This is a genomic window from Mucilaginibacter phenanthrenivorans, from assembly GCF_024721155.1.
Lineage (GTDB): Bacteria > Bacteroidota > Bacteroidia > Sphingobacteriales > Sphingobacteriaceae > Mucilaginibacter > Mucilaginibacter phenanthrenivorans.
On sequence record NZ_JAHVAP010000008.1, the window covers coordinates 196,786 to 218,879 of the forward strand.

Sequence of the window (22,094 nt, forward strand, 5' to 3'; positions counted from 1 at the left end):
TTTTAACAGGAATATTTTATTAAATTATACATAAATGAATAGTTCAACGGTATCGGTTTGGGAAGAGAAGGTAGTTATACCGACTTACGGTATTGGTAAGCCCGATAAGAACCCAATGTTTTTTGAAAAACGTGTTTACCAGGGCAGCAGTGGTGTTGTGTACCCTAACCCGGTTATTGAAAAGATAGAAGACGAAAAAACAGATAAAGAGTATATTGGCCTGTTCCTTGAGAATAAATACCTGAAGGTAATGATCCTGCCTGAGCTTGGCGGCCGTATCCAGATGGCTTTTGACAAGGTGAAGCAAAGGCACTTCGTTTATTATAACCAGGTAATTAAACCCGCATTGGTGGGTCTTACAGGTCCGTGGATCTCTGGTGGGATAGAATTTAATTGGCCGCAGCACCACCGCCCCAGCACCTTTGAGCCAGTTGATTATACTTTATCTGAAAATGCTGATGGCAGCAAAACCGTTTGGGTTAACGAGGTGGAGCGCATGTTTCATACCAAGGGCATGGCCGGCTTTACCCTGCACCCGGATAGGGCCTATATTGAGATCAGCGCTAAATTATATAACAGATCGGCTCTGCCGCAGACCTTTTTATGGTGGGCCAACCCGGCTGTTAAGGTAAATGATCATTACCAATCGGTATTTCCGCCCGACGTGAACGCGGTTTTTGATCATGGCAAGCGTGATGTATCTGATTTTCCGATTGCCACCGGCACTTATTATAAGGTGGATTATTCACCGGGTACGGATATTTCGATGTACAAAAATATCCCGGTGCCAACATCATACATGGCCATTAATTCTGATTACGATTTTGTGGGTGGATACGAGCATGATAGTAAGGCTGGTCTATTACACGTTGCCGATCACCATGTATCGCCCGGCAAAAAACAATGGACCTGGGGCCACAGCGATTTCGGCCAGGCCTGGGACAGAAACCTTACTGACGAGGATGGTCCATATATCGAACTGATGACGGGCGTGTTTACAGATAATCAACCCGATTTTAGCTGGCTGATGCCTTACGAGGAAAAATCATTTACCCAATATTTTATGCCTTACCAGGAACTGGGTATGGTAAAGAATGCCAGTAAGGATTTGCTGCTGGCGGCTGACAAAGCGGAGGATAAACTGACAGTAAAAATATATGCGACATCTGTTCATGATGATATTAAAGTAATAATCACCCTAAAAAAACAGGTAGTATTTGAAGCTGCAATAGCCGTTTCGCCGGAGTTTATTTTCACCAGGGAGATAACCATCGACGCAAATTTTGATGAAAACGATCTTTTAATACGAATAGTAGCCGCTAATGACCGGGAACTGCTTCGGTATGAACCGGCAGGTAATCGTAAAAATGAATTGCCAAGCGCAGCAAAACCGGCGTTGCCGCCAAAGGAAGTTGCAAGCACCGAACAGTTGTTTTTAACCGGGCAGCATTTGGAACAATATCGCCATGCTACTTATAACCCTGTCGATTATTATGAAGAAGCTTTGCTGCGCGATCCATCGGATGCGAGAAATAACAATGCCATGGGCAAATGGCTGTTAAGGAAAGGGCAATTTGCAAAGGCTGAAGCTTACCTCAGGAAGGCAATTGAAACTATAACTCAACGTAATCCAAATCCATATGATAGCGAACCTTATTATAACCTTGGTTTATGTTTAAGTCTTCTTGAACGCGACGACGAGGCCTACGAAGCCTTTTATAAAGCCACCTGGAGCAACGCCTGGAAGGATGCAGGCTATTTTTCTGTTGCGTTGATCGACACAAAAAGAGAACACTATGAAAAGGCTTTGGAACACATCGAACTTTCATTAGACAGAAACCGGAACAATAGTAAGGCATATATAATAAAGGCCGCCGCCTATAGGAAACTAATGCTGACTGATAGCGCCCTGCAAACAGCTAATGAAGCATTAAAATTTGACCGGTTTAACCTGGGCGCACTATTTGAAAAGGCACTGACCTACAAAGCGAATAAACAATACGATAAAGCCAATAAGCTGGTAGACGAATTACTGACGATCTCGCGCAATGACGAACGGAACCTGGTTGAATACGCCCTGGACTATGCCGCTGCCGGGTTATACGAAGAGGCGGGTCAATTATTAGCATATGCCGTAAACGAAACGGGAACCAACCCAATGACGTTTTACACGCTGGGCTGGATCAGTCATCAATTGGGCGACCTGGAAAAAGCAACAGAATGGTTTAATAAAGCAGCGGCTGCTGATCCTTATTTATGCTTTCCAAACCGCTTGATTGAAATTAATATCCTAAAACTGGCAATTACTGTAAATCCATCCGATTCAAAAGCGCCATATTACCTTGGCAATTTGTTTTATGATAAACGTCAATATACCGATGCCATCGAATATTGGGAAGCGTCGGCAAAGTTGGATAACAAATTTCCAACCGTTCACCGCAATTTGGGAATAGCTTATTTTAACAAACAAAATGATCCGCAAAAGGCTTTACGCAACTTTGAAAAGGCATTTTCGTTTGACCCCACTGATGCACGGGTACTAATGGAATTGGATCAGCTTTACAAAAGATTGAACCGCGTCCCGGCACAGCGCTTGAGGTTCCTGGAGGATTATTTGTCCTTAACAGAACAGCGTGACGATATTTACCTGGAACGCCTTAGCCTTTATAATTTTGCAGGGGATTATAAAACAGCGCTGGGATTGATTGAAGCAAGGCTATTCCACCCATGGGAGGGTGGCGAAGGTAAAGTAAGCTACCAATACCTGCTAAGTCTTGTCGAACTGGCAAAAAATCACATCAAACACAAAGAATTTCAAAGGGCTATTGACTATTTGCAAAGGGCTCAAACTTATCCTCATAATTTAGGTGAAGGTAAATTGTACGGGGTACAGGAAAATGATATTCATTATTGGCTGGGATGTGCTTATAGCGGCCTAAATGAACAGGTTACTGCAAATGAGTATTTTACCAAGGCCACTATGGGGCTGAGCGAACCGTCAGCCGCGATATTTTATAATGATCAACAGCCGGATAAGATCTTTTACCAGGGCCTTGCGCACAAGCAATTGGGCAATAATGACTTAGCAGATGTAATTTTTAACAGGCTGGTTGAATATGGAGCGGCACATGCTAATGACGAGGTTAAGCTTGATTATTTTGCTGTATCGCTGCCAAACCTATTGATATTTGATGATGACCTGAATTTACGGAACCGAATCCATGCTTACTTTATCCAGGGGTTAGGTCACCTCGGCCTTGAAAATTACAGCGAGGCAAGCGACTTGTTTAGCAAAGTGCTTGAATTAGATGCAGCTCATTCCGGCGCCAAATTACACCTCAACCTTGTGAGGAAAAAGCAGGAAAAAGTATAATAAATAAATTAGGCAGCTTGTAAGGTTTTACAGGCTGCTTAACACTTCAACAACTCCGAAAAACGAGGTGCCTCTTAATACCAGGATCTTTTTTGAGTCATAGGTATTCATAACGTTTAACCGCTTGTCTTCAACTGTGGCGAAAACCTGTGTGGTGTCGCTTTCAATCCACCAGTCACCGGGTACAGCAATTTTTACTTCGCCAAAGCACTGGGAAATATCCAGTACCGCTACACCAGCAATATCTGCATTGGTGAAATCCAGCTCGGTAGCACCAAATATGTTGCTGACCCTGCCGCCTCTGAAGTCTTTTGAAATAATTGTTTTTTTGATACCGCCGAAAATGGTAGTCGTATTTATGTAATCGTCGTTGGTGAAAATAAATGCTGCCTGGTTGTTCATGATGTTTGATTTTTTAATTGTTGATCAAAACTAAGCGATGAGCCTTGCGATGCGAAGCCAAACCTTGTGGGTGATAACAAGATGTCGGTAAATAAGAGGATTAGATCGGTAAAAGCCTGTTTCCCTCAATTTCACCGGTCACCTGTGCCCTGCATTTACTATTAATTATCACTATCCTAACATAAGTAACATGATAAGATAATAATTTGATAATCTGAATTTTTCGGCAACTACACCGCACATCTATTTCTTTGAGTAGTAATCACTTGTGTCACAATTAACAAATTATCCCCTAAAAAAAGCTGAAAGATTATGCTCAACGTATTAAGTGCAATCACCCTCCCTTTTATTGGTGAAGTTAGTTTAAGCGCTTCATTAACTATTGTTTTTTGTATTTGCCTGCTGGCTGTTGTCGGGTTCGAATTTGTAAACGGGTTTCATGACACCGCCAACGCTGTTGCTACGGTTATTTATACCAAAGCGTTGAAACCGGTGTATGCCATTCCATGGTCAGGCTTTTTTAACTTCCTGGGCGTTTTTTTAGGCGGTGTGGCAGTAGCTATGGGCATTCTGAAACTGCTTCCTTTGGATGACCTGATGAAGCTACCCGTCGCAGTTGGCGCCTGTATGGTGCTGGCCGTATTGTTGGCCTCAATTGTATGGAACCTGGGCACCTGGTATTTGGGTATTCCATGTTCAAGCTCACACACGCTTATCGGTGCTATGATAGGTGCAAGTATTGCATTTACCTGGTACTACGGCGGTGTCGGTGTTAACTGGGACAAAGCAAAGGAAATCGGATTGTCGTTAATACTTTCGCCGCTAATTGGTTTTGGTGCAGCTGCATTGCTGATGTATTTCTTAAAACATGTGGTTAAGTCAAAAGCATTGTTCCATATCCCGCAGGGTGAAAACGATACGCCGCCGATACTTGTACGCATCCTGCTGATCATCACCTGTACGCTGGTAAGTTTTTTCCACGGCAGTAACGATGGGCAAAAGGGCGTAGGTTTATTGATGCTGATCCTTATCGCATTTGTACCTGTTAAGTTCGCCGTTAATCATTCTATTTCAAATGATAAGATCCTGCTTTCATTGAATAAGACAGAGCAGGTGATCACAAGAAATGTTGCTTCTGCAGCAGATGCTGCTCATGGATTATTGATTCATTTAGATTCTGCAGTTACACAAACAAAGGTGCAACTGGTTAGTAAAAATCCTGCCGACACAGCCAAGACCTATAAATTCCGTAAGGAAGTAAAGAGCGTTGTTAAAGGTATTGACGCTGTGTTAGCTGATAAAAATGGTAAATTTACCAAAGAAGATGTAGCTGTACTTAAATCGGCATCGAAAGATTTAAACGGGCTTACAGATTTTGCCCCAATCTGGGTTATCGCAACCATATCCATCTCACTGGGTATCGGCACCATGGTAGGCTGGAAACGCATTGTGGTGACCATAGGGGAGAAGATAGGTAACGAGCACCTTAACTATGCACAGGGAGCAACTTCCGAGATTATCGCAGCCTCAACTATTGGGTTAAGTACAGCGTTCGGGTTACCGGTAAGTACCACGCACGTACTATCAAGCGGTATAGCCGGTTCTATGATGGCTTCGGGCGGCGCAGGTAACCTCAATAGCAAAACCTTGAAAAATATAGCTTTGGCGTGGGTTTTAACATTGCCGGTAGCCATAATTTTATCGTTGCTACTATTTATGTTCTTCCATTTGTTTATTTAAAATGTAACCGGTAATACCTAACTTAACAAATCAAAAAAATGAAACAGATACTTGTTGCAACAGATTTTTCAAACAGCGCGGCCAACGCAATGGAATATGCTATGGCACTGGCTAAAACATTAAACATGGAAGTATGTGCCATAAACGCCATTCCATCGATGGAAGGTGTGGGCAATAACATATACAATGCTATTTTTATTGAAGACTATCATAATAATAAACGCCAGGCTTTAAAGGAGTGGGCAAATAACTATACTTCGAAGGATGAATACAGCAACGTGCCGGTAACAACTACCTGCAATGTTGGGTCGTTAAAAAGCGTGATCAGCGAATATATTAACCAGCACCATGTGGAATTACTGGTGATGGGCCTTACAGGGTCAACGGGTATTACCGGAATTGTGGGCAGTAATGCCAGTATGATGGTTGAGGCAGTAAAAATCCCAACACTCATTATCCCGCTTGAAAGTAAATTTTCGAAGGCTCCGGTTATCACACTGGCTACCGATTACGAAACAAGGCTCTCGGCCGATGACGTAAATGCGTTGAATGAAATGGTGCTTGCCTTCGGATCGGATAAAATGAAGATATTATACGTTGCCGAAAGCGCTGCAAAAAAGAACATAGAAACGGAGGAAAGTAAACTCCAGGAACTGATCAAAAATGCGCAGCTTGAGTTCAACTATATCACAAATAGCAGTACTTTAAGTGGAATTTTGAGCTTTATTGAGGCTAATGAAACTGATATACTTTGCCTGGTGAAACATCACCATAATATTGTATATCGATTATTCAACAGGAGTACCATAAACCAGGTAATGAATAAGTCGGTAAAAGCCATTTTGGTTTTACACGAATAGATTTTTGATACTTCTTATAAACTTAAATTTTAATATCCATGTTTCGAAGCCGCCTGTTAAGGCGGCTTTTTGTATATTAATGTGAGTTTGATTTGAAAGTTTATGATTTGATTGCTGATTATCAGTTATTTAAGTCTTTGTGATCTTTGATAAAAAGTAAAATTTGAAAGTTTATGATTTGATTGCTGATTATCAGTTATTTAAGTCTTTGTGATCTTTGATAAAAAGTAAAGGTGCTGATAATCAGCATGTTTCACAGCGTTCCAGGTGTTCCGCATTTAAAAATGGAACGCTTTGCCCGTATGCGCAGCCTGCTAAGGCGATACTATTTCACTACTACAAATGTTAAAAACGCTATCCGCTTTAAAATAAAGCGGCTATTTGTAGTAACTTAGTTTTCGGTTCGCTAAACAACCGTTATCCCAATGAAAACACCTAAATACTTACTGTTACTCATAGCCTGTTTATTTACCTTTAATGCCTTTGCGCAACAAATAGCAGATAGCTCGTTCCTGGTCCGTGGATTTGCAATAGCAGCACCCAGGCCCGATGGTGTAGCCGATTTTGTTAAATTTATAAACGAAGAACTGGCGCCCCGCAAGGTCAATACACTGATCCTTAGGGTCGATTATAACTACCAGTTTAAGAGTCATCCGGAACTTCGCGACTCCATCGCCTTGTCAAAGAGCGACGTAAAAAAAATGGTGGAAGCCTGCAAAAAAAACAGCATCAGTATCATTCCGCAGATCAACCTGCTTGGGCACCAATCATGGGCTAATAAAACGGGAATGCTGCTGAAGATATATCCCGAATTTGATGAAAATCCATGGGTAAAGGTGCCGTTAACCGCAGCCGAATATAAATGGCCTAATGCAGATGCCCTTTATTGTAAAAGCTATTGCCCCCTTCATCCCGGGGTGCATAAAGTTGTGTTTGACCTGATTGACGAGATCACCGAGGTGTTTGAAGCAAAGGCTTTTCATGCCGGTATGGATGAAGTGTTTTATTTGGGTGAGGATAAATGCCCCCGCTGCGCAGGGCGCGACAAGGCCGTTCTTTTCGCGAACGAGGTTCAAACTATCCGCGATCATTTGGCTGAAAAAAACCAGGAACTTTGGATCTGGGGCGATCGGTTGATTGATGGCAGAACCACGGGGATAGGAGAGTGGGCGGCCAGCTACAACAACACCTGGAGGGCTGTCGACCTTATTCCCCGGGATGTGGTGATTTGTGACTGGCAATATGACGAGGATAACCAAACAGCAGTTTATTTTGCCATGAAGGGCCTGCGGGTAGTTACCTGTGCCTGGAACAGGCCGAAAGTGGCAGTAAGCCAGGTAGAAGATCTGTACCGTTCACGGGCATTGGCAGGTAAAGCGCTAAAAGGGCGATTTTATGGTATTGCCGAAACGGTATGGTCATCGCCTGTACAGTTTCTAAACGGCTATTATGGAAAAACTGTGAGCCCCCAGGGTGGCGATAACACACCATGGAACACCTTTAAGATTATGTTTGGTAAGGCTGGGCAGTTGGATCAGGCAGCTGTCAGCAAATAGAAGGTTCTTTTAGGTGGCGCATTAAGTATTGGAATAACAATAGCCATATTATTTATGCTTTATTCGTAACCTTTTTACCGTATTTTTCAAGTAAAGCTACCAGTTCCGAAAGCTTCATGGGCTTGCTCAAATAATCGTCCATTCCTGCTTTTATACAATCGTCCCTGTCCTCGGCCATGGCGTTTGCGGTCATGGCAATTATAAATGGTTGCTTGGCGATTTGTTCCCTGATGAGGCGGGTGGCTTCCAGTCCGTCCATTTCGGGCATTTGAACATCCATCAGGATAATATCGTAGTTGCGTTTGTGCATGGCGTCCAGGGCGGCCTGGCCGTTGTTTACTATCGACGGATAGTAACCCATTTTCTGGAGAATGTGCATGGCAACCTTTTGATTTACCAGGTTGTCTTCCGCAATTAAAATATCCATCGGGTACAATCTTGCGGTATCCTTCGAAAGTTGACCTTGTCCTGTTTTAATATTGGGGATTAGACTTTTGTCGCGGCTTAGCTGCTCAATAATGTGCCGGTAAAGTATATGATACTTTGCAGGTTTGGTTAATATCACATTAAATAAATTAGCCTCGCGCTTACCCTGCTGATTGTCAACAGAACTCAGCAGAATTATAGGCAGGTCTGGATAAATTTCCCTGAGTTTTTTTGCGAGGACAATACCATCCATTTCCGGCATATTCAAATCTGTTATTACCAGGTCCATGTGTTCAGTAGCCAGTACTGCAAGGGCTATAGCTCCCGATTGAGCAACCAATGGAATAAATTCCCATTGTTTTAGCTGCTCCTCCATTATTGTGCGGTTAGTGGCATTATCGTCGACCACCAGTATTTTTTTGTTTTCGAGTTCCGCAGAACTTAAATTGGTATCAGTTTTTGGAGGTGTTGTACCAACCTTGGCCCGGATATCAAAATTAAAGATAGTGCCAACCCCAAGTTCACTTTGTACGGTTATTTCGCCCCCCATTAAATTGATCAGTTTTTCGCTGATGATCAGGCCTAGACCGGTGCCGCCATATTTGCGGGTTGTGCTTGAATCAACCTGTGAAAACGCTTTGAACAGTCGTGTTAACTTATCCTTAGGGATTCCGATACCCGTGTCACGAACCACGAACGATAGCTCACGATCAATGGTTTTGGATGCCGAAGCGCTAATGCCTATAAAGATTTCGCCTTTGGAGGTAAACTTTATGGCGTTGCCCACCAGGTTTATCAGGATCTGCCTGAGTCGCATAGAGTCGGCAATGATATGGGGTGGAACATTGGGTTCAATCCGGTAAACCAGGTCAACATTCAAACGCGAAGCTTTTTCAGCAAAAAGGTCCAATACGCCCTCTACACAATCCCTGATATCAAAATCATGTTCCTCCAGCTCCATGTTCCCCGATTCGATCTTTGAGAAATCGAGAATGTCGTTAATTACGGTAAGCAATGCATCACCCGAGCTTTTAATAATTTCGGCATATTCGTGCTGTTCAGGTGTTAACGAAGTGTTTGACAACAGTGTAGCCATCCCGATAACACCGTTCATTGGCGTCCGTATCTCATGGCTCATCGTTGCAAGAAATATACTTTTTGCTTTATTGGCGCTTTCTGCCTCTTCCCGTGCCTTTTCTGCTTCTTCCCTTGCTTTTTCTGCAAGTTCCTTCGATTTACGTTCTTCTATGGTAAGTTGAGCCATGCTCTCGGTGCGTTCTTTTACCTGCATTTCCAGGTTGGCCTTTTGCTTTTGGATGGTATGAACACGGTATTTAAACAAACCGTAGATAGCGCCAATAATAGCCAGCAGTGCAAGAATTTCAAACCACCAGGTTAACCAAAACGGCGGTACGATAGTTATTTTCAGAGGCGACCTAACCGGCGACCATAAACCCTGGCTATTCCTATATTTTAGCATTACTGTATAAGTTCCGGGAGACAGGTTGGTATAGGACGCAGCGTTATGACTACCGATATAATTCCACTCCGTATCAAAGCCGTCTAAAAAATAAGCATATTGTTTTCTATCAGGTGATGCATAATCAAGCGCAGAAAATTCGAAGGAAAATACAGACTGCTTATAAGATAACGTTAAGTTACGCGTATCTGAAATGTCGTTTTTTAAAGGGGATGGGTCAGCAGCGTTTTTAGCAATCACAAGCGGTTTATTAAACAGTTGGAATGAGGTGATAACCAATGGTGCAAAATTTGCCGAATTTAGCACATGACTGGGCGAAAACTCATTAAAGCCATTGATCCCGCCGAAATAAAGGTTACCGTTATGGTCCTTTAACGCAGAATGTGGTTTAAACTCGTCTCCCTGCAGGCCATCCTCCGTTGTATAGTTGCTAACTGTTCCTTTCTCCGGGTCAAACTTTGACAGGCCGCCGTTACTGCTCACCCATAACTTACCAAAGTTATCCTCTCTTATCGAATATATGATATCGCTTGGAAAGCCATCTTTTTTTGAAAAAATGGTAAAGTGTTTAGTAACAGGGTTGAAAAGGTCGAGGCCGGACAGGGTCGCTATCCATAACCTTCCTTTATTATCCTGCAAAATATCGGTTACGCCATTGTTGCTGATACTGTTCCGTTTTTCGCTGTGATTGAAATTTTCAAATTTGTCCGTTTTACGATTGTACAACTCGAGCCCGGCGTCTGATGTGCCTATCCATAAATTGCCGTTTTTATCCTCCAGCATCGAATAAATCCTGTCACTCACTATACTACCCGGGTTGGTACCATTAAATTTGTAATGCTTAAAGCTGTTTGTTTTTTCGTCGTAACAGTCCAAACCATCATTAAATGTACTTAACCATGTTTTGTTGTTCTTGCCGTGTAGAATATAGTAAATGTTGTTGCCCCCAATTCCCTGTGGTTTAGTAGCATCATGTCTGAAGTTTTTAAATACGTGGGTCTTTAGGTTCATTATGCTTAGCCCGTCACCCCAGGTTCCAATCCATAAGTTACCGGCGCTATCTGGTTTTACAGTTAAAATATAGTTACCGGTTACTCCGTTTTTTCCGTCCGGCTGCTTTTTATAGGAAGTGAAAGTTTTGCTTAGAGGATTAAACATATTTAACCCACCGCCATCGGTACCTATCCAGATGTTGTTGTTCTTATCTTCGGCAAGATCAAGTACATAGTTGTTTGAAAGGCTCCCCGGAAAACTGTTATGACGGTATAGTGCGAAGCTTGCTGTGGTTTTCTTAGAGAGATTGATGCCGCCACCAAAAGCCCCAACCCACATGTTAAAATTCCTATCCTTACATATAGCGTAGACCGAATTGCCGTTGATGCTATTATTATCAATCTCGTCGTGCTGGTAAGTATTAAAAATACCTGATTGTTTGTTTAAGATACACAAGCCGCCGTTCTCAGTTCCTATCCATAAATTACCGGCATCGTCATCATTTAAGCTGTAAATAGTGTTACTTGATATGCTGTTTGTGTTTTTTGGATCATGTTTAAATCGTTTAAAAGTTTTAAGCTGCCTGTTAAACAAATAAAGCCCATCGTCCTGTGTTCCTACCCATAAATAATGCTGTTTATCTTCAAAAATACTTATGATATTCGCCCCGGCGGGAGTGCCGGTAAGCGGGTCGAGATAGGTGAATTTGGTAAATGTTTCCGTCTTTCTATTATAAAGATTCAGCCCGCCTTTTGCTGCACCAACCCACAAGTTATGCTGCGCATCGATATAAATCGAACGGATATTATCATCACTCAAACTGCCTAGGTGATCGTTTGAATGAGAATGATGCTGAAAGGTGTGTGTCTTTATGTTGTAGCAGTCAAGGCCACCGTTTTGAGTTCCCAGCCACAAGTTGTCGCCGTCAATTTTTAGTTTGTTAATTACATTATTTGCTATCGTGTTGCGATTGTTTTCATCGTGTATAAACCTTACAAACCGGCTGGTTTTTCTTTGATACATGTTTAGGCCGCCCTGGGTAGCCAGCCAGATATTGCCGTTTTTGTCCTCGGCCATATCGGTCACCATGTTATTGCTTAAGGAGGTGCTGTCATTGGCATCATATCGGTAGGTGATAAATTTATAGCCATCATACCGGTTCAGGCCATTTCGGGTGGCTATCCACATGAAACCCCTGCTATCCTGTATAATGTTATTGACATTTATTTGCGATAGTCCTTCGCTTGTACCTACATGCAAAAACTTCAAGCTTTCGTTTTGTGCAGTACTGATAAATGGTAGTAAAATACCAATCACAAGCGTTATGGCAGAAGAAAAAAGCAATCTTTTATATACCTTAAACATAATCAAACTCATCTTTTTAATCGTTACGATGGATTTGCTAATTGCATTTGAGGGAATTCCACTATAAAACCAGTGCCTTTATTGAGTACGCTGTGTACCGCAATACTGCCTCCAAGGCTTTCCACTTGCATCTTAACCATAAATAATCCCATACCCTTACCCTCCACACTTGTATCAAACCTTTTGTACAAGCCAAATATTTCGCCGGCATACCTGGACATATCGATTCCCCGGCCATTATCGTCATAAAAAAGACTGATCTTTCCGTTGCTAGTTGCCGTGCGTATGGTAATAAATGGTTCCGTGCCAGGATTTCGATATTTAATACTATTTGTAATTAAATTATAAAAAATACTATAGATAAAGCTCTTTATCGAAAGCATTTCACTTGCTTCCGTAAAGTCATAAATTATCCGTACGTGTTCCTTTTCAATTAGGTTTCTTATGCTGAATTTTATATCCTCAATTAATTTAGATAATGAAATTAGCTCTATAATTTCGTTAATATCTTCGTTAACCTGTAAAACCTGGTTAAGATCCAATATAATGCCATCAAGCTTATACGCAGAATGGCTGATACTGTTTACTATTTTATTAAATTCAGTGACTTCAATATCCGGATCTTTTAATAACGAGGATAACCCGATGATATTAGCCAAAGGAGCCCTTAGATTGTGCGATAATATGTAAGTAAATTGTTCAAGAGCTTTATTTCGTCGTATCAGATCAGTAGTGATTTTTTCCCATTCTATTTCCGATTTTTTCTTCTCGGTGATGTCTTTAACAGTAAATACATGTCCAAAATCCTGATTTTCAATATCTTTAATGCCGGCCCACGTTAAGTCGAACCATTTAGTAATGCCATTTGTTTCCCTTCTTAATTGGTAATTTATTGCTGACCCATTTTTTGTCTGATTTAAAATATCCAGTACAAAGCACCGCCGCTCTTCGTCAACAGCATTAATAATGGCATATCCCGCACTAATAGTTATATTGTTCTGTTCTTCAAAAAACTTTTTGGCGAGCGTATTGAAGGAAACAACGCTAGCATTGTTATCTAGTAGAATACAAGCCATATCTGTATTGTTGAAAATAGTTCGTAAACTGGCTTCCGATTTCCTGATCGCCATTTCGTCCGATATTTGTTTGGTAATATCGCGGGCTGCGCACGAAAGACCGATCACTACATCATTCTCCCAAATAGGGTTAATTGAGAAATTGATAAAGGAGGTAACATTGTTAATGGAATATTCTTTAGTGAATTGTACCCCCTTTCCCGTCAGCGCCCGCGCATAGGTCTTTTCCCATTCTTTTCCCTGGTCAGGGTCATTCTCACCTAAAAAATTTAATATACTATCGCCTGGCTTAACTTCTACATTGTAAACCTTTAAAACGTTATCTTTAAATAGTTTATTAAAAGTTATACACCTTAAATCGGTATCAAGCGAATAAATACTGGCATCGGTATTTTCAATTATGGCAGTTAAATTGGCGGCCGATTTTCTAATTGCGATTTCATCAAGTTTTTGCCTGCTTATGTCGCGCGAAAAGCAGGACATCCCGATTACTTTGCCAACTTGCCAAATAGGATTGATTGAATAGTTAAGGTAAACCTTATCATTTCCAAATGGATATTCATTTACAAATTGCATTGTTTCCCCCGAAAGCGCCCTCTTGTAAATTCCCCTCCATTTGACAGCCATATCCGGATCCAGACTATTAACAAGTGCTAACATGTTAGCACCCTGTTCAATATGAAATCCATAAACATGCTTCATTGCATTTTTAAATGGCTGATTGAAGGTGATGAGCTTAAAGTCCGAATCAAGAGAGTAGACCAGGTCTGTCGTGTTTTCAATAATTGCTGATAAATTGGCTTCCGATCTTTTCAGTGCATCTTCATCTGATTTACGTTGAGTAATATCAGTAAGCATAGCCAATGTGCCCAAATATCTTCCCTCATCATCAAATAAGCCATTAGTAGCAACGTTACATACAACCAGGTCACCGCTTTTTGTTATAAAAGTTGATTCATGAACTTCTATTGTGTCACGATTTCGTTTATTGAGGCGTTCTATCGTTTTCTCTTTTTCATCCGCATCCTTGAAATCATAGCTATGTTTACCGATCATCTCTTCGGAAGAATAGCCCAGGATGTCACACATTTTTTTGTTGACAAAAACTGTTAAAAGGTTTTCATCAATCATCCAAATTCCTTCGTGCGCGGTCTCTACTATTTGGCGGTATCGTCTCTCACTTTGTATTAATTCATCTTCTGGCAACCTGGCTTTCGTATGATTAAGAAATCCGTTTAAGTTATTATTTGTATTTTTTTGAGTGTTATGCTTTTCAAGAGCGTTTAAAATTGCATCCTGAAGGCTCTCGATAGCGTCTTTTAAAATGTAATCATAAGCACCTTGTTTTATGACGTTAACAACGTCTACAGTTAAGCTATCTTGCGAGGGGACATTTACCGCAATTAAAGGAATACTCAGCCCCATTTTTTTAATATTGGCTAAAGCAGCTATTGTTTTTGAAGAAGGCGCAACGTCTCCCGAAATGACAACATCCGGATGAAACGATATTAAAGAAGGCAGATAGTCCTCCTGCGGTTGCACCGAAAGTACTTCACACTCAACGCCGGTATTTTTCAGTATCTGGCCTGCCAGTGCAGCGTCTCCAAAGGCATGTTCAAGATATAGGATTTTAATTTTAGCGTTCACAAATTTAAAATTTAATAAGCACGTAAGTCCTGATAACCACTGTTCTAATGACTTATTTTAAAATTTGTGTGCTACTATAGTGCCATCTGCTTAAATGGCTCTTTATTAGGCTTCTATTGGGGGATCGTTCCCTTGGTAAATTCCATATTCTGGATTTGTTTTCTTCTTTTGGAATTTAGCAGGGTAAATATGTTGTTGTTTCAGCGCAATCTTTTTACAAGTCAAAACTCATCTTCTTCAATTCTCACAGGCCCCAATAATCCCGATGGCGACAATTTAGAATGGTTGTCGAAATAATTCCACGTGGTAAAACAATATCTGCCTTTTGACGGACGGGGAGTATTATTCAGGAACCAGTCGGGAAACTCCTTTAATGATTGTCCGCTGTTATACAGGTAGCTATTGGGGAGCCACTTCATGTCATCAGGCTCTTGTTCGTCACCAATTAATCTGTTGGCCCAAACGTTGGTAACTTCTATTCTTATTTCGTTTGTTGTTTTCAGGATAGACGACGGAATGCTAATCCGCCATGGCGCCGTCCATAAAACGCCTGCTTCCTGGTTATTTACAAAAACTTTGGCGATAGAATTAACTGTCCCCAGGTTAATGTAAACGGTTTTGTGCAGCTTTGAAAGATCACCGGCCGGAATGGTGAAAGATTTGGTGTAAACAGCTGTGCCACTGTAATATTTAATGCCCTTGTCATCGTTTTTTGTCCAGTCTGTTAATACATCGAACTTCACAGGTGTAGCCGGGCCGCCCCATGCTGCATCGAACTTTACTATCCACGGGCCATCAATATTAAGTAAAGGCTTACTGGCAATAAAATTGGGTTTATGAACCAAGCCAAGGTTGATTGTTTTTTTTCTGAATACGATAAAAAAGCTTTGTGCATCGTCAAAACTCAGGTTAATAGTGGTTTTTCCATTTTTTTGCGTGAATTCGTTCAAGTCCCGCATATTTCCCGAAACAGGATCCCATAATTCGGGCTGCATACCGGTAACATTAAATGTGCAATCTGCCTGGCCGGGATAGTGTGAGGTGTTGGCCACAAAATAAATATCCGTATTGTTTTCCCTTCGGTGGATGTTCTTTATCACCATATCCATATTACTTAAGTGCAGCCCGAAATCGTCCAATGATCCCGGTACATAGTGTCCCCACTGTAAAACGGCCTCGCAGCGCTGCAGGTAATGAACCATCGCCTTTGCTGGTTTCCACCAGGTTTGGGTGCGGTCGAAATGTGTTCCCCATTGGCCCATGGTAGCGCCGGGCAGGTATTTGTCGTCCCACGGTTGCTGTACAAAGCGATGGATTATTATTTTGTTAACGCCGGCGCAAAATGCTTCATCGCCCACTGGTTTTAGCCATGCGGGTGTTTCGCTCCATTTACTGTCGGCCGGTTGGCCTGTAAAGGCCTCTGCAGACAATACATTTTGTTTGCTTTGTCTTAGCGACCAGATCACATCGTCAATTAAATAGGGTGAATAAATACCGTCATGTGTCCAGAACTCGCCCATTTCGTTTGATACCATCGGTACTACTTCATCTACCCGCCAGGGGCCGCCGTATGATTCCGACTGGAATTTAAGATTAGCAGCTTTTAGTTTTTTGGCGATCGTCGTAAAATAAACATCGCGGTAAAGATCCTGCACCGTAAGCGCAAAATCCTGCCGAAAGCGGTCGGTTTGTTCCCTGCCCTCTATGGTTCGGCCGGCAAATGTTGCCAGGTAGGGGAGCAGGTCGTACCCACGGCGGGATGTAAATTCTTCACGCATTTTTGGCGTCCAGGTAGCGTCATTTTCTTCGTAGCTGTCGAAATAAACATGATCCACAGTCTTACCAACCAAATCGCCAAGGTGATTTTTCATTTCACCTATCACGTGGTTTAAATGAAACTCAACAGCTTCCTTGCTCATTTTATCACACTCAAAACCTGCGGCCTGCCATTGCGCGGGCTGTACTTGTGCGCCCATAGTGGTGTGCCCAAAGCGATATATCACCCAATTGCCGTCAGGCGTATCCCATTCCAGCTTTCCGTCAGCCGTCATTAGCGGGGTTAGATCGATAATTGAACTTTTAGAAACGGTATCCTTTGCTGGCATGGCTAGCACCGCTATGTCTTTGTAGTAAGTTTTACGTTCCTGGATCTCCGGCATTTCTATTTTGCCATTTTTCGCATCATAGGATGGAAAGCGCGCATTTGAACGCAGATCGACTTTAGGCCTGTCCAGCTCAATTTCCTGCTTGCCTTTTTTTCCGTGTATTGTTTTTTGCGACCAGGACAACTGCTGCATAGAAAGTTCGGGAGTTATCCAAACGCCGCCGCTTGTGGCGTAGCCGGCTCCGTTAAACATGCCCATCGTCATGCCCAATCTTTTGGATTCTTCGGCTGCATGCCTTACCAGTTTCCACCATGGCTCTGTCCATGCGATCACATCAGGTGTTGGATCCTTGCCAATTGGGACGCCCCATGGATTTGTGATATCTGCTAATCCAAGCATCGTAGTTGAATTAAAGCCCTCTTCCTTTAAAGCCTCCAGATCTTTAGTTATCCCGCTCTTACTCACGTTGGCGCCCATCCACATCCATAATACACCCGGCTTTGCCGATTCCGGCGGATTGGAGAAAAGCTGTTCCGGATCGTTTATAGACGGCTTATGCAGCGTTTTTGCTTTGCTCTGTGCTAAAGCAATCGAGGTAGCAAAAAATAAAATAAGCAGGGATAACGCAACGGCTTTGGAGGGCTTCATCTTGAATTAATTAGGTATTGCATATTTAATAAATTAAATACTAAAACAAGATAAAGTTGTGTGATAATGTTGTGAATAAGAGATGATGTTAAATTCTAAGTATATTAAGTTATTTGATGATTTTTTAAATTGAATTTTCAATATATTTTGAAAGTTTAATATTGTGACTTACATTTGCCAATGAAATGAATATGTGAGAGTAGGGAAGACGAAACATAACCTAAATCCCGGAAATGGTTAATACGCAACAATTAATTTGCATAGCAGGATTCGCACAGATAGCATTGGTTATCGGTAGCCTGGCTATCCCAAAGATCCTGAACTGGCAGTCTGAGCTGGCTAAGGTTCAACCGCTAATTAAACAGATGTTCTGGACTTATGCAGCCTATATACTTGCAATAAATCTATGTTTTGGGTTGCTCTCTGTATTTGATTCGGTCGAGTTGATTAACGGTGCCCATATTTCAATGTTTGTAACAGCATTCATAGCCGTTTATTGGATCTCTCGCGTTTTAATCCAGTTCTTTTATTTCGACAGGACAAACTTTCCAAAAGGAAGCAGGAACCGGTTGGCGGAGATTGTGTTGGTTGCGCTTTTTATCTTTCTTAGCCTGGTTTACAGCCGGGCATTTTATATAAATTATAACCACATTTGATAATGGAACTTACGCTGCTGCACCTGCTTTACTTCGCGCTGATTAACCTGGGATTGGTGCTTTTGGGTTTCATGTTGTTACAAAGACAGATGGTTCTGTTAAGCTGGTTCTTGTTGTCTGGGAGTATTGCGTCCATCTATTTCATCTTTTTGCATGAACATCCGATCATAAAAATGCTGGCGCTTATTGCAACAACTTTTACTGCCATGAAGATTGTGGCGGTGTGCGAGGCTTACATGCAGAAGGCGCCGAATCTTAATTTTAAACAATGGTTTGTTTTTGCTGTTGGCTGGGCCGGGATGCGGGCACAGGCCTTTGAAACGCTTGGCGGAAGGGCACTGCCAAATGCCTGGCCGATGATCAGGTTTGGGGTAAGCAGGATTATCGGCGGATTGTTACTTATCCTGCTGGCACATGGGTTGGTATCGTTACATTTAAATAACAACCTAACCTATATTTTAGTTAGTCCGATATTATTAGCCGGCTTTAGTTTGATATTGCATTTCGGCTTTTTAAGCATCAGCGCAGGGAGTTGGCGGTTATCAGGCGCAAATACTTATTTATTGTTTAAGTCGCCAGCGAGGGCAATGAGCCTTACCGAATTTTGGAGCAAACGCTGGAATGTCGCCTTTAGCGAAATGACCTCGATCGCCATTTTTAGACCTTTAAGGCCTAAGATAGGTAGCGCAATGGCTTTGATGACTGCGTTTGCATTTTCAGGCTTGCTGCATGAGCTGGCGCTTAGCGTACCGGTTAACAGCGGTTACGGCTTGCCGTTGCTGTACTTTATAATACAGGGCGTAATGGTTTTGCTGGAAAAGGTCTTAGCGGACAATAAGGCAACATTTTTAAAGAACAGCATTTTGGCCAGGGTGTGGACATTGTTTTGGGTGATTGGCCCGGCGCCTTTGCTATTTCATACTGAGTTTATAAAACAAATTGTTTGGCCGCTAGCCGGGTTGCATGTGTAACAATTCTGAGCAAGATGCTTTTTAATTTAATGAATTATACCATGCAAAAAGCTTTTGCAAATCAACATCACTTTTAAAATTGATGTTGTTTGATTTCAGGTAAGCTTCGGTTTGCAGGCCGTAGTCATCAAAAGCCTTAAGGATCGATTTTTTATTAAGGCTTGTTTTAATCATCTGGTTATTCCTGAACAGGTAATAAAACTGGAAGGGAACAAACGTTTTAACGTTTGTAGCTGAATTAAAGGCCCTCGATTCGGATGTTTGCTTCCCGTAATATTTTAACAGCTTAACTTTCCCGTCGGCAATTACCTGGTACCATGAATTTTCTGTTTGTTTATCGACTGCCGGGAAATTGTTGGCAAACACAAGCGGGCTGATATTACTGATTTCCGTATTGGTAATATTTAAGGTGAAGCCGGTAAGCTTATCGATAAACTCCAGCGTCTCGCTATTTTTTCCCTGGAAAAGTAAACGATCTGCATAAATATCAAACTTTAAGGTTGCACCCACATTCTTGCCATTTTGCAGGGTGACGGTACCTGTGGCCCAATCGGTTGCCAGATATGGATCGCCCTCAATATCGGTATAGGAAAGTTCGTTGATGGGGCGGCCCTGCCTGTCGTACCTGAATTGTGATTTTGCCTGGATACAAAAGGTTAACAAGCTCATGCATGTTATAAAAAAAGCCTTCCTCATCGCTTTCGATCTAAATATTAAAATACCTGAATAAAATTAAGATTTATCTGTCTCTATTACTATTTATCCCAAATATTTCGAACAAAGGAGATTCCCTTAACATTAAATAACTAATGAAGGTTAAATAGTGTTAAATAGACAATAATAGCGCCATGGAGCTTTTCCTTACGCACAATTTATAGCGATAATTGCACGTTTCACAGGCACAATTAAACTATTGGTCTATAATTGAAAAATATTGGGAACAGTTAAAATATGTTGAAGCGTTTAAAACCGGCCCTGCTTCTTGAAGTTTTGCTCCACCTGTTATTTTGGGCATTTATTACTTTTCTGCCTATTTTAACAGGCCCGTCGGATCCCGTTTTTCGCAGCTTTTTTTCGCCCTGGCACCTGGCGCTCATTAACCTGTTGCTGGCCATCCAGTTTTACCTCAATGCCTTTTTCCTGATCCCGGTTTTTCTTAATAAAAGAAAACAACCCTGGCTGTATTTTACATTGTTATTGGCCGCTTTTATCTGCCTTGATTTTCTGATCATGCGCACACACTCAATAATGAGATTCCCACCAGGAATGCACCCGTTCGGCAGAGCAATGCGCCCGCCGTTTGCAAATTTTAACCTGTTGCCCTTAACCGCCATTACCGCAGCCGGGTTTGCTTATCGGTATCTCGCGGATAGGTTCAGGCAGATCAATACTAAGCAGGATATTACCAACGCAGCTCTGGTTTCCGAGCTGGCGTTCCTGCGGTCGCAAATCAGCCCGCATTTTATTTTTAATGTTATCAATAGCGTGGTGGCGTTGTCGCGCTTAAAGCCTGCGGCAGTAGAGCCTACATTGATCCAGCTTTCACAATTGCTGCGTTACATGCTCTATATCACAGACGAGGAGAAGGTTACTATGAAACAAAAGGCCGATTACTTAAGCAATTATATACAGCTGCAGAAATTACGTTTTGGCGAGCAAGTAAAAGTTGATTTTACAACTAACATTAACGCCCCCGAGAAAACAATTGAACCCATGCTGTTGATCCCTTTTGTGGAAAATGCCTTTAAACACGGAACCGGCGATATTTTATCGCCCGAGATAAAAGTGTATTTAACTGCAAATCAAAAAACGCTGAATTTACAGGTGTCAAACACTTTTAATCCTGATGAAGAGCAAAAGGACGAACACCACGGTATAGGTTTAAATAATGTACGCCGCCGCCTGGCACTATTATATCCAGGCAAGTATAGCCTTGTGACCAGCCATTCAAACAATAATTACCACGTTAACCTTCAAATACAATTGAAATGATTAGATGCCTGTTGATTGACGATGAGCCCCTTGCGCTCGACCTTGTTGAGGATAATCTAAAACAAGTTAACTATATCCGGGTGGTAGGCCGGTGCCGTACTGCATCTGAAGCACTTGCGCTACTTCAAACAGAACAGGTTGATTTGATTTTTTGTGATATTCATATGCCCGGTTTAAATGGCTTGCAGCTTGTGAAAAGTCTGGTGGTAAAGCCTATGGTTATTTTTATTACGGCGTATGAAAAATTTGCCATCGACGGATTTGAGCTGGATGTGCTGGATTACCTGGTGAAACCGGTGCCGCTTGATCGGTTTTTGAGGGCCTGCCAAAAGGCTTACCAGGTGTTTGAGCTAAAAAAGGCATCAGAACAAATTCCTGTGATTTCTAAAAAGCACATCTTTGTTAATTCGGATTATACCCTGGTTAAAATAATGTTTAGCGATATTGAATACATCGAGGGACTTAAGGATTATGTAAAGATCAACCTTACCGGCAAACAAAAGCCGTTGCTTACCCGGATCAGCATTAAGGCGCTTGAATTGCAGCTTCCTGCCGGGCAGTTTTACAGGGTGCATAAATCGTACATCATTAACGTGGATTATGTTACACAGATAAGACGGGGAAAGATTATTACAGATAATTCGGAACTGCCGCTGAGTGATTCCTACCGGGATATGATCCATAAAATGATAGGCAGAGAAGTAGCCTAGACAAATTGTTTTAATATCGAATAATGAATGCTGAATTTTGAATATCGAAGTTTACTTCATCATTAGATATTAGTAATTCGGTGTTCAATATTTC

General features: G+C 41.8%; 14 protein-coding genes. 9 read left to right on the forward strand and 5 right to left on the reverse strand.

Annotated elements, in window-relative coordinates:
- The first annotated feature begins 34 nt into the window (after positions 1–34).
- Positions 35–3,373 (forward strand): DUF5107 domain-containing protein, encoded by a 3,339-nt coding sequence (locus tag KXD93_RS20330; protein ID WP_258139188.1) that lies wholly within the window; start codon positions 35–37, stop codon positions 3,371–3,373.
- A gap of 27 nt (positions 3,374–3,400) precedes the next feature.
- On the opposite strand, the gene KXD93_RS20335 is transcribed toward KXD93_RS20330, so the two are convergent.
- Positions 3,401–3,775, reverse strand: a complete 375-nt coding sequence (locus KXD93_RS20335) for a LiaF domain-containing protein (protein WP_258139189.1) — start codon at positions 3,773–3,775, stop codon at positions 3,401–3,403.
- Positions 3,776–4,087: 312 nt separating this feature from the next.
- On the opposite strand from KXD93_RS20335, the gene KXD93_RS20340 reads away from it, so the two are divergent.
- The 4 genes from KXD93_RS20340 (at position 4,088) to KXD93_RS20355 (ending at position 7,931) form a co-directional block, all read left to right on the forward strand.
- Positions 4,088–5,515 (forward strand): inorganic phosphate transporter, encoded by a 1,428-nt coding sequence (locus KXD93_RS20340; protein ID WP_258139190.1) that lies wholly within the window; start codon positions 4,088–4,090, stop codon positions 5,513–5,515.
- A 38-nt stretch (positions 5,516–5,553) separates the two neighbouring features.
- Positions 5,554–6,375, forward strand: a complete 822-nt coding sequence (locus KXD93_RS20345; RefSeq protein ID WP_258139191.1) for a universal stress protein — start codon at positions 5,554–5,556, stop codon at positions 6,373–6,375.
- A gap of 248 nt (positions 6,376–6,623) precedes the next feature.
- Positions 6,624–6,770: a hypothetical protein gene (locus KXD93_RS20350; protein WP_258139192.1), complete on the forward strand. Its 147-nt coding sequence runs from the start codon at positions 6,624–6,626 to the stop codon at positions 6,768–6,770.
- 30 nt (positions 6,771–6,800) lie between these two features.
- Entirely contained in the window at positions 6,801–7,931 is a 1,131-nt protein-coding gene (locus KXD93_RS20355) for a family 20 glycosylhydrolase (protein WP_258139193.1), read from the forward strand.
- 52 nt (positions 7,932–7,983) lie between these two features.
- On the opposite strand, the gene KXD93_RS20360 is transcribed toward KXD93_RS20355, so the two are convergent.
- The 3 genes from KXD93_RS20360 to KXD93_RS20370 form a co-directional block, all read right to left on the reverse strand.
- On the reverse strand, positions 7,984–12,207 hold the full coding sequence (locus tag KXD93_RS20360; protein ID WP_258139194.1) for a hybrid sensor histidine kinase/response regulator: 4,224 nt from the start codon (positions 12,205–12,207) through the stop codon (positions 7,984–7,986).
- An 11-nt stretch (positions 12,208–12,218) separates the two neighbouring features.
- Positions 12,219–14,918 (reverse strand): PAS domain S-box protein, encoded by a 2,700-nt coding sequence (locus KXD93_RS20365; protein WP_258139195.1) that lies wholly within the window; start codon positions 14,916–14,918, stop codon positions 12,219–12,221.
- A gap of 221 nt (positions 14,919–15,139) precedes the next feature.
- Positions 15,140–17,671 carry a glycosyl hydrolase gene (locus KXD93_RS20370; RefSeq protein WP_258139196.1) on the reverse strand — a complete coding sequence of 844 codons (2,532 nt, stop codon included), beginning with the start codon at positions 17,669–17,671 and terminating at the stop codon, positions 15,140–15,142.
- 233 nt (positions 17,672–17,904) lie between these two features.
- On the opposite strand from KXD93_RS20370, the gene KXD93_RS20375 reads away from it, so the two are divergent.
- Together KXD93_RS20375 and KXD93_RS20380 are read left to right on the forward strand one after the other, a co-directional pair.
- Complete coding sequence (locus KXD93_RS20375) at positions 17,905–18,327, forward strand: hypothetical protein (RefSeq protein ID WP_258139197.1); 423 nt, start codon at positions 17,905–17,907, stop codon at positions 18,325–18,327.
- A 2-nt stretch (positions 18,328–18,329) separates the two neighbouring features.
- Entirely contained in the window at positions 18,330–19,298 is a 969-nt protein-coding gene (locus KXD93_RS20380) for an MBOAT family protein (protein WP_258139198.1), read from the forward strand.
- 21 nt (positions 19,299–19,319) lie between these two features.
- Here KXD93_RS20380 and KXD93_RS20385 read toward each other — a convergent pair whose 3' ends face one another.
- On the reverse strand, positions 19,320–19,967 hold the full coding sequence (locus KXD93_RS20385) for a hypothetical protein (RefSeq protein ID WP_258139199.1): 648 nt from the start codon (positions 19,965–19,967) through the stop codon (positions 19,320–19,322).
- A gap of 282 nt (positions 19,968–20,249) precedes the next feature.
- Between KXD93_RS20385 and KXD93_RS20390 the strand changes: the two genes are divergently transcribed.
- On the forward strand, positions 20,250–21,290 hold the full coding sequence (locus KXD93_RS20390; RefSeq protein WP_258139200.1) for a sensor histidine kinase: 1,041 nt from the start codon (positions 20,250–20,252) through the stop codon (positions 21,288–21,290).
- The gene (locus KXD93_RS20395) at positions 21,287–22,000 is read left to right on the forward strand and encodes a LytR/AlgR family response regulator transcription factor (RefSeq protein WP_258139201.1); all 714 of its coding nucleotides are present in this window, start codon (positions 21,287–21,289) and stop codon (positions 21,998–22,000) included. Before KXD93_RS20390 ends, KXD93_RS20395 begins: the two co-directional genes overlap by 4 nt.
- Positions 22,001–22,094 lie beyond the last annotated feature (94 nt).

Bases quoted from the DNA above. Each gene is read 5' to 3' on its own strand.
- KXD93_RS20375 (WP_258139197.1), top strand. From the start codon at position 17,905: ATGGTTAATACGCAACAATTAATTTGCATAGCAGGATTCGCACAGATA.
- KXD93_RS20370 (WP_258139196.1), bottom strand. From the start codon at position 17,671: ATGAAGCCCTCCAAAGCCGTTGCGTTATCCCTGCTTATTTTATTTTTT.
- KXD93_RS20345 (WP_258139191.1), top strand. From the start codon at position 5,554: ATGAAACAGATACTTGTTGCAACAGATTTTTCAAACAGCGCGGCCAAC.
- KXD93_RS20395 (WP_258139201.1), top strand. From the start codon at position 21,287: ATGATTAGATGCCTGTTGATTGACGATGAGCCCCTTGCGCTCGACCTT.
- KXD93_RS20380 (WP_258139198.1), top strand. From the start codon at position 18,330: ATGGAACTTACGCTGCTGCACCTGCTTTACTTCGCGCTGATTAACCTG.
- KXD93_RS20355 (WP_258139193.1), top strand. From the start codon at position 6,801: ATGAAAACACCTAAATACTTACTGTTACTCATAGCCTGTTTATTTACC.
- KXD93_RS20340 (WP_258139190.1), top strand. From the start codon at position 4,088: ATGCTCAACGTATTAAGTGCAATCACCCTCCCTTTTATTGGTGAAGTT.
- KXD93_RS20385 (WP_258139199.1), bottom strand. From the start codon at position 19,967: ATGAGCTTGTTAACCTTTTGTATCCAGGCAAAATCACAATTCAGGTAC.
- KXD93_RS20350 (WP_258139192.1), top strand. From the start codon at position 6,624: ATGTTTCACAGCGTTCCAGGTGTTCCGCATTTAAAAATGGAACGCTTT.
- KXD93_RS20335 (WP_258139189.1), bottom strand. From the start codon at position 3,775: ATGAACAACCAGGCAGCATTTATTTTCACCAACGACGATTACATAAAT.
- KXD93_RS20360 (WP_258139194.1), bottom strand. From the start codon at position 12,207: ATGAGTTTGATTATGTTTAAGGTATATAAAAGATTGCTTTTTTCTTCT.
- KXD93_RS20390 (WP_258139200.1), top strand. From the start codon at position 20,250: ATGTTGAAGCGTTTAAAACCGGCCCTGCTTCTTGAAGTTTTGCTCCAC.
- KXD93_RS20330 (WP_258139188.1), top strand. From the start codon at position 35: ATGAATAGTTCAACGGTATCGGTTTGGGAAGAGAAGGTAGTTATACCG.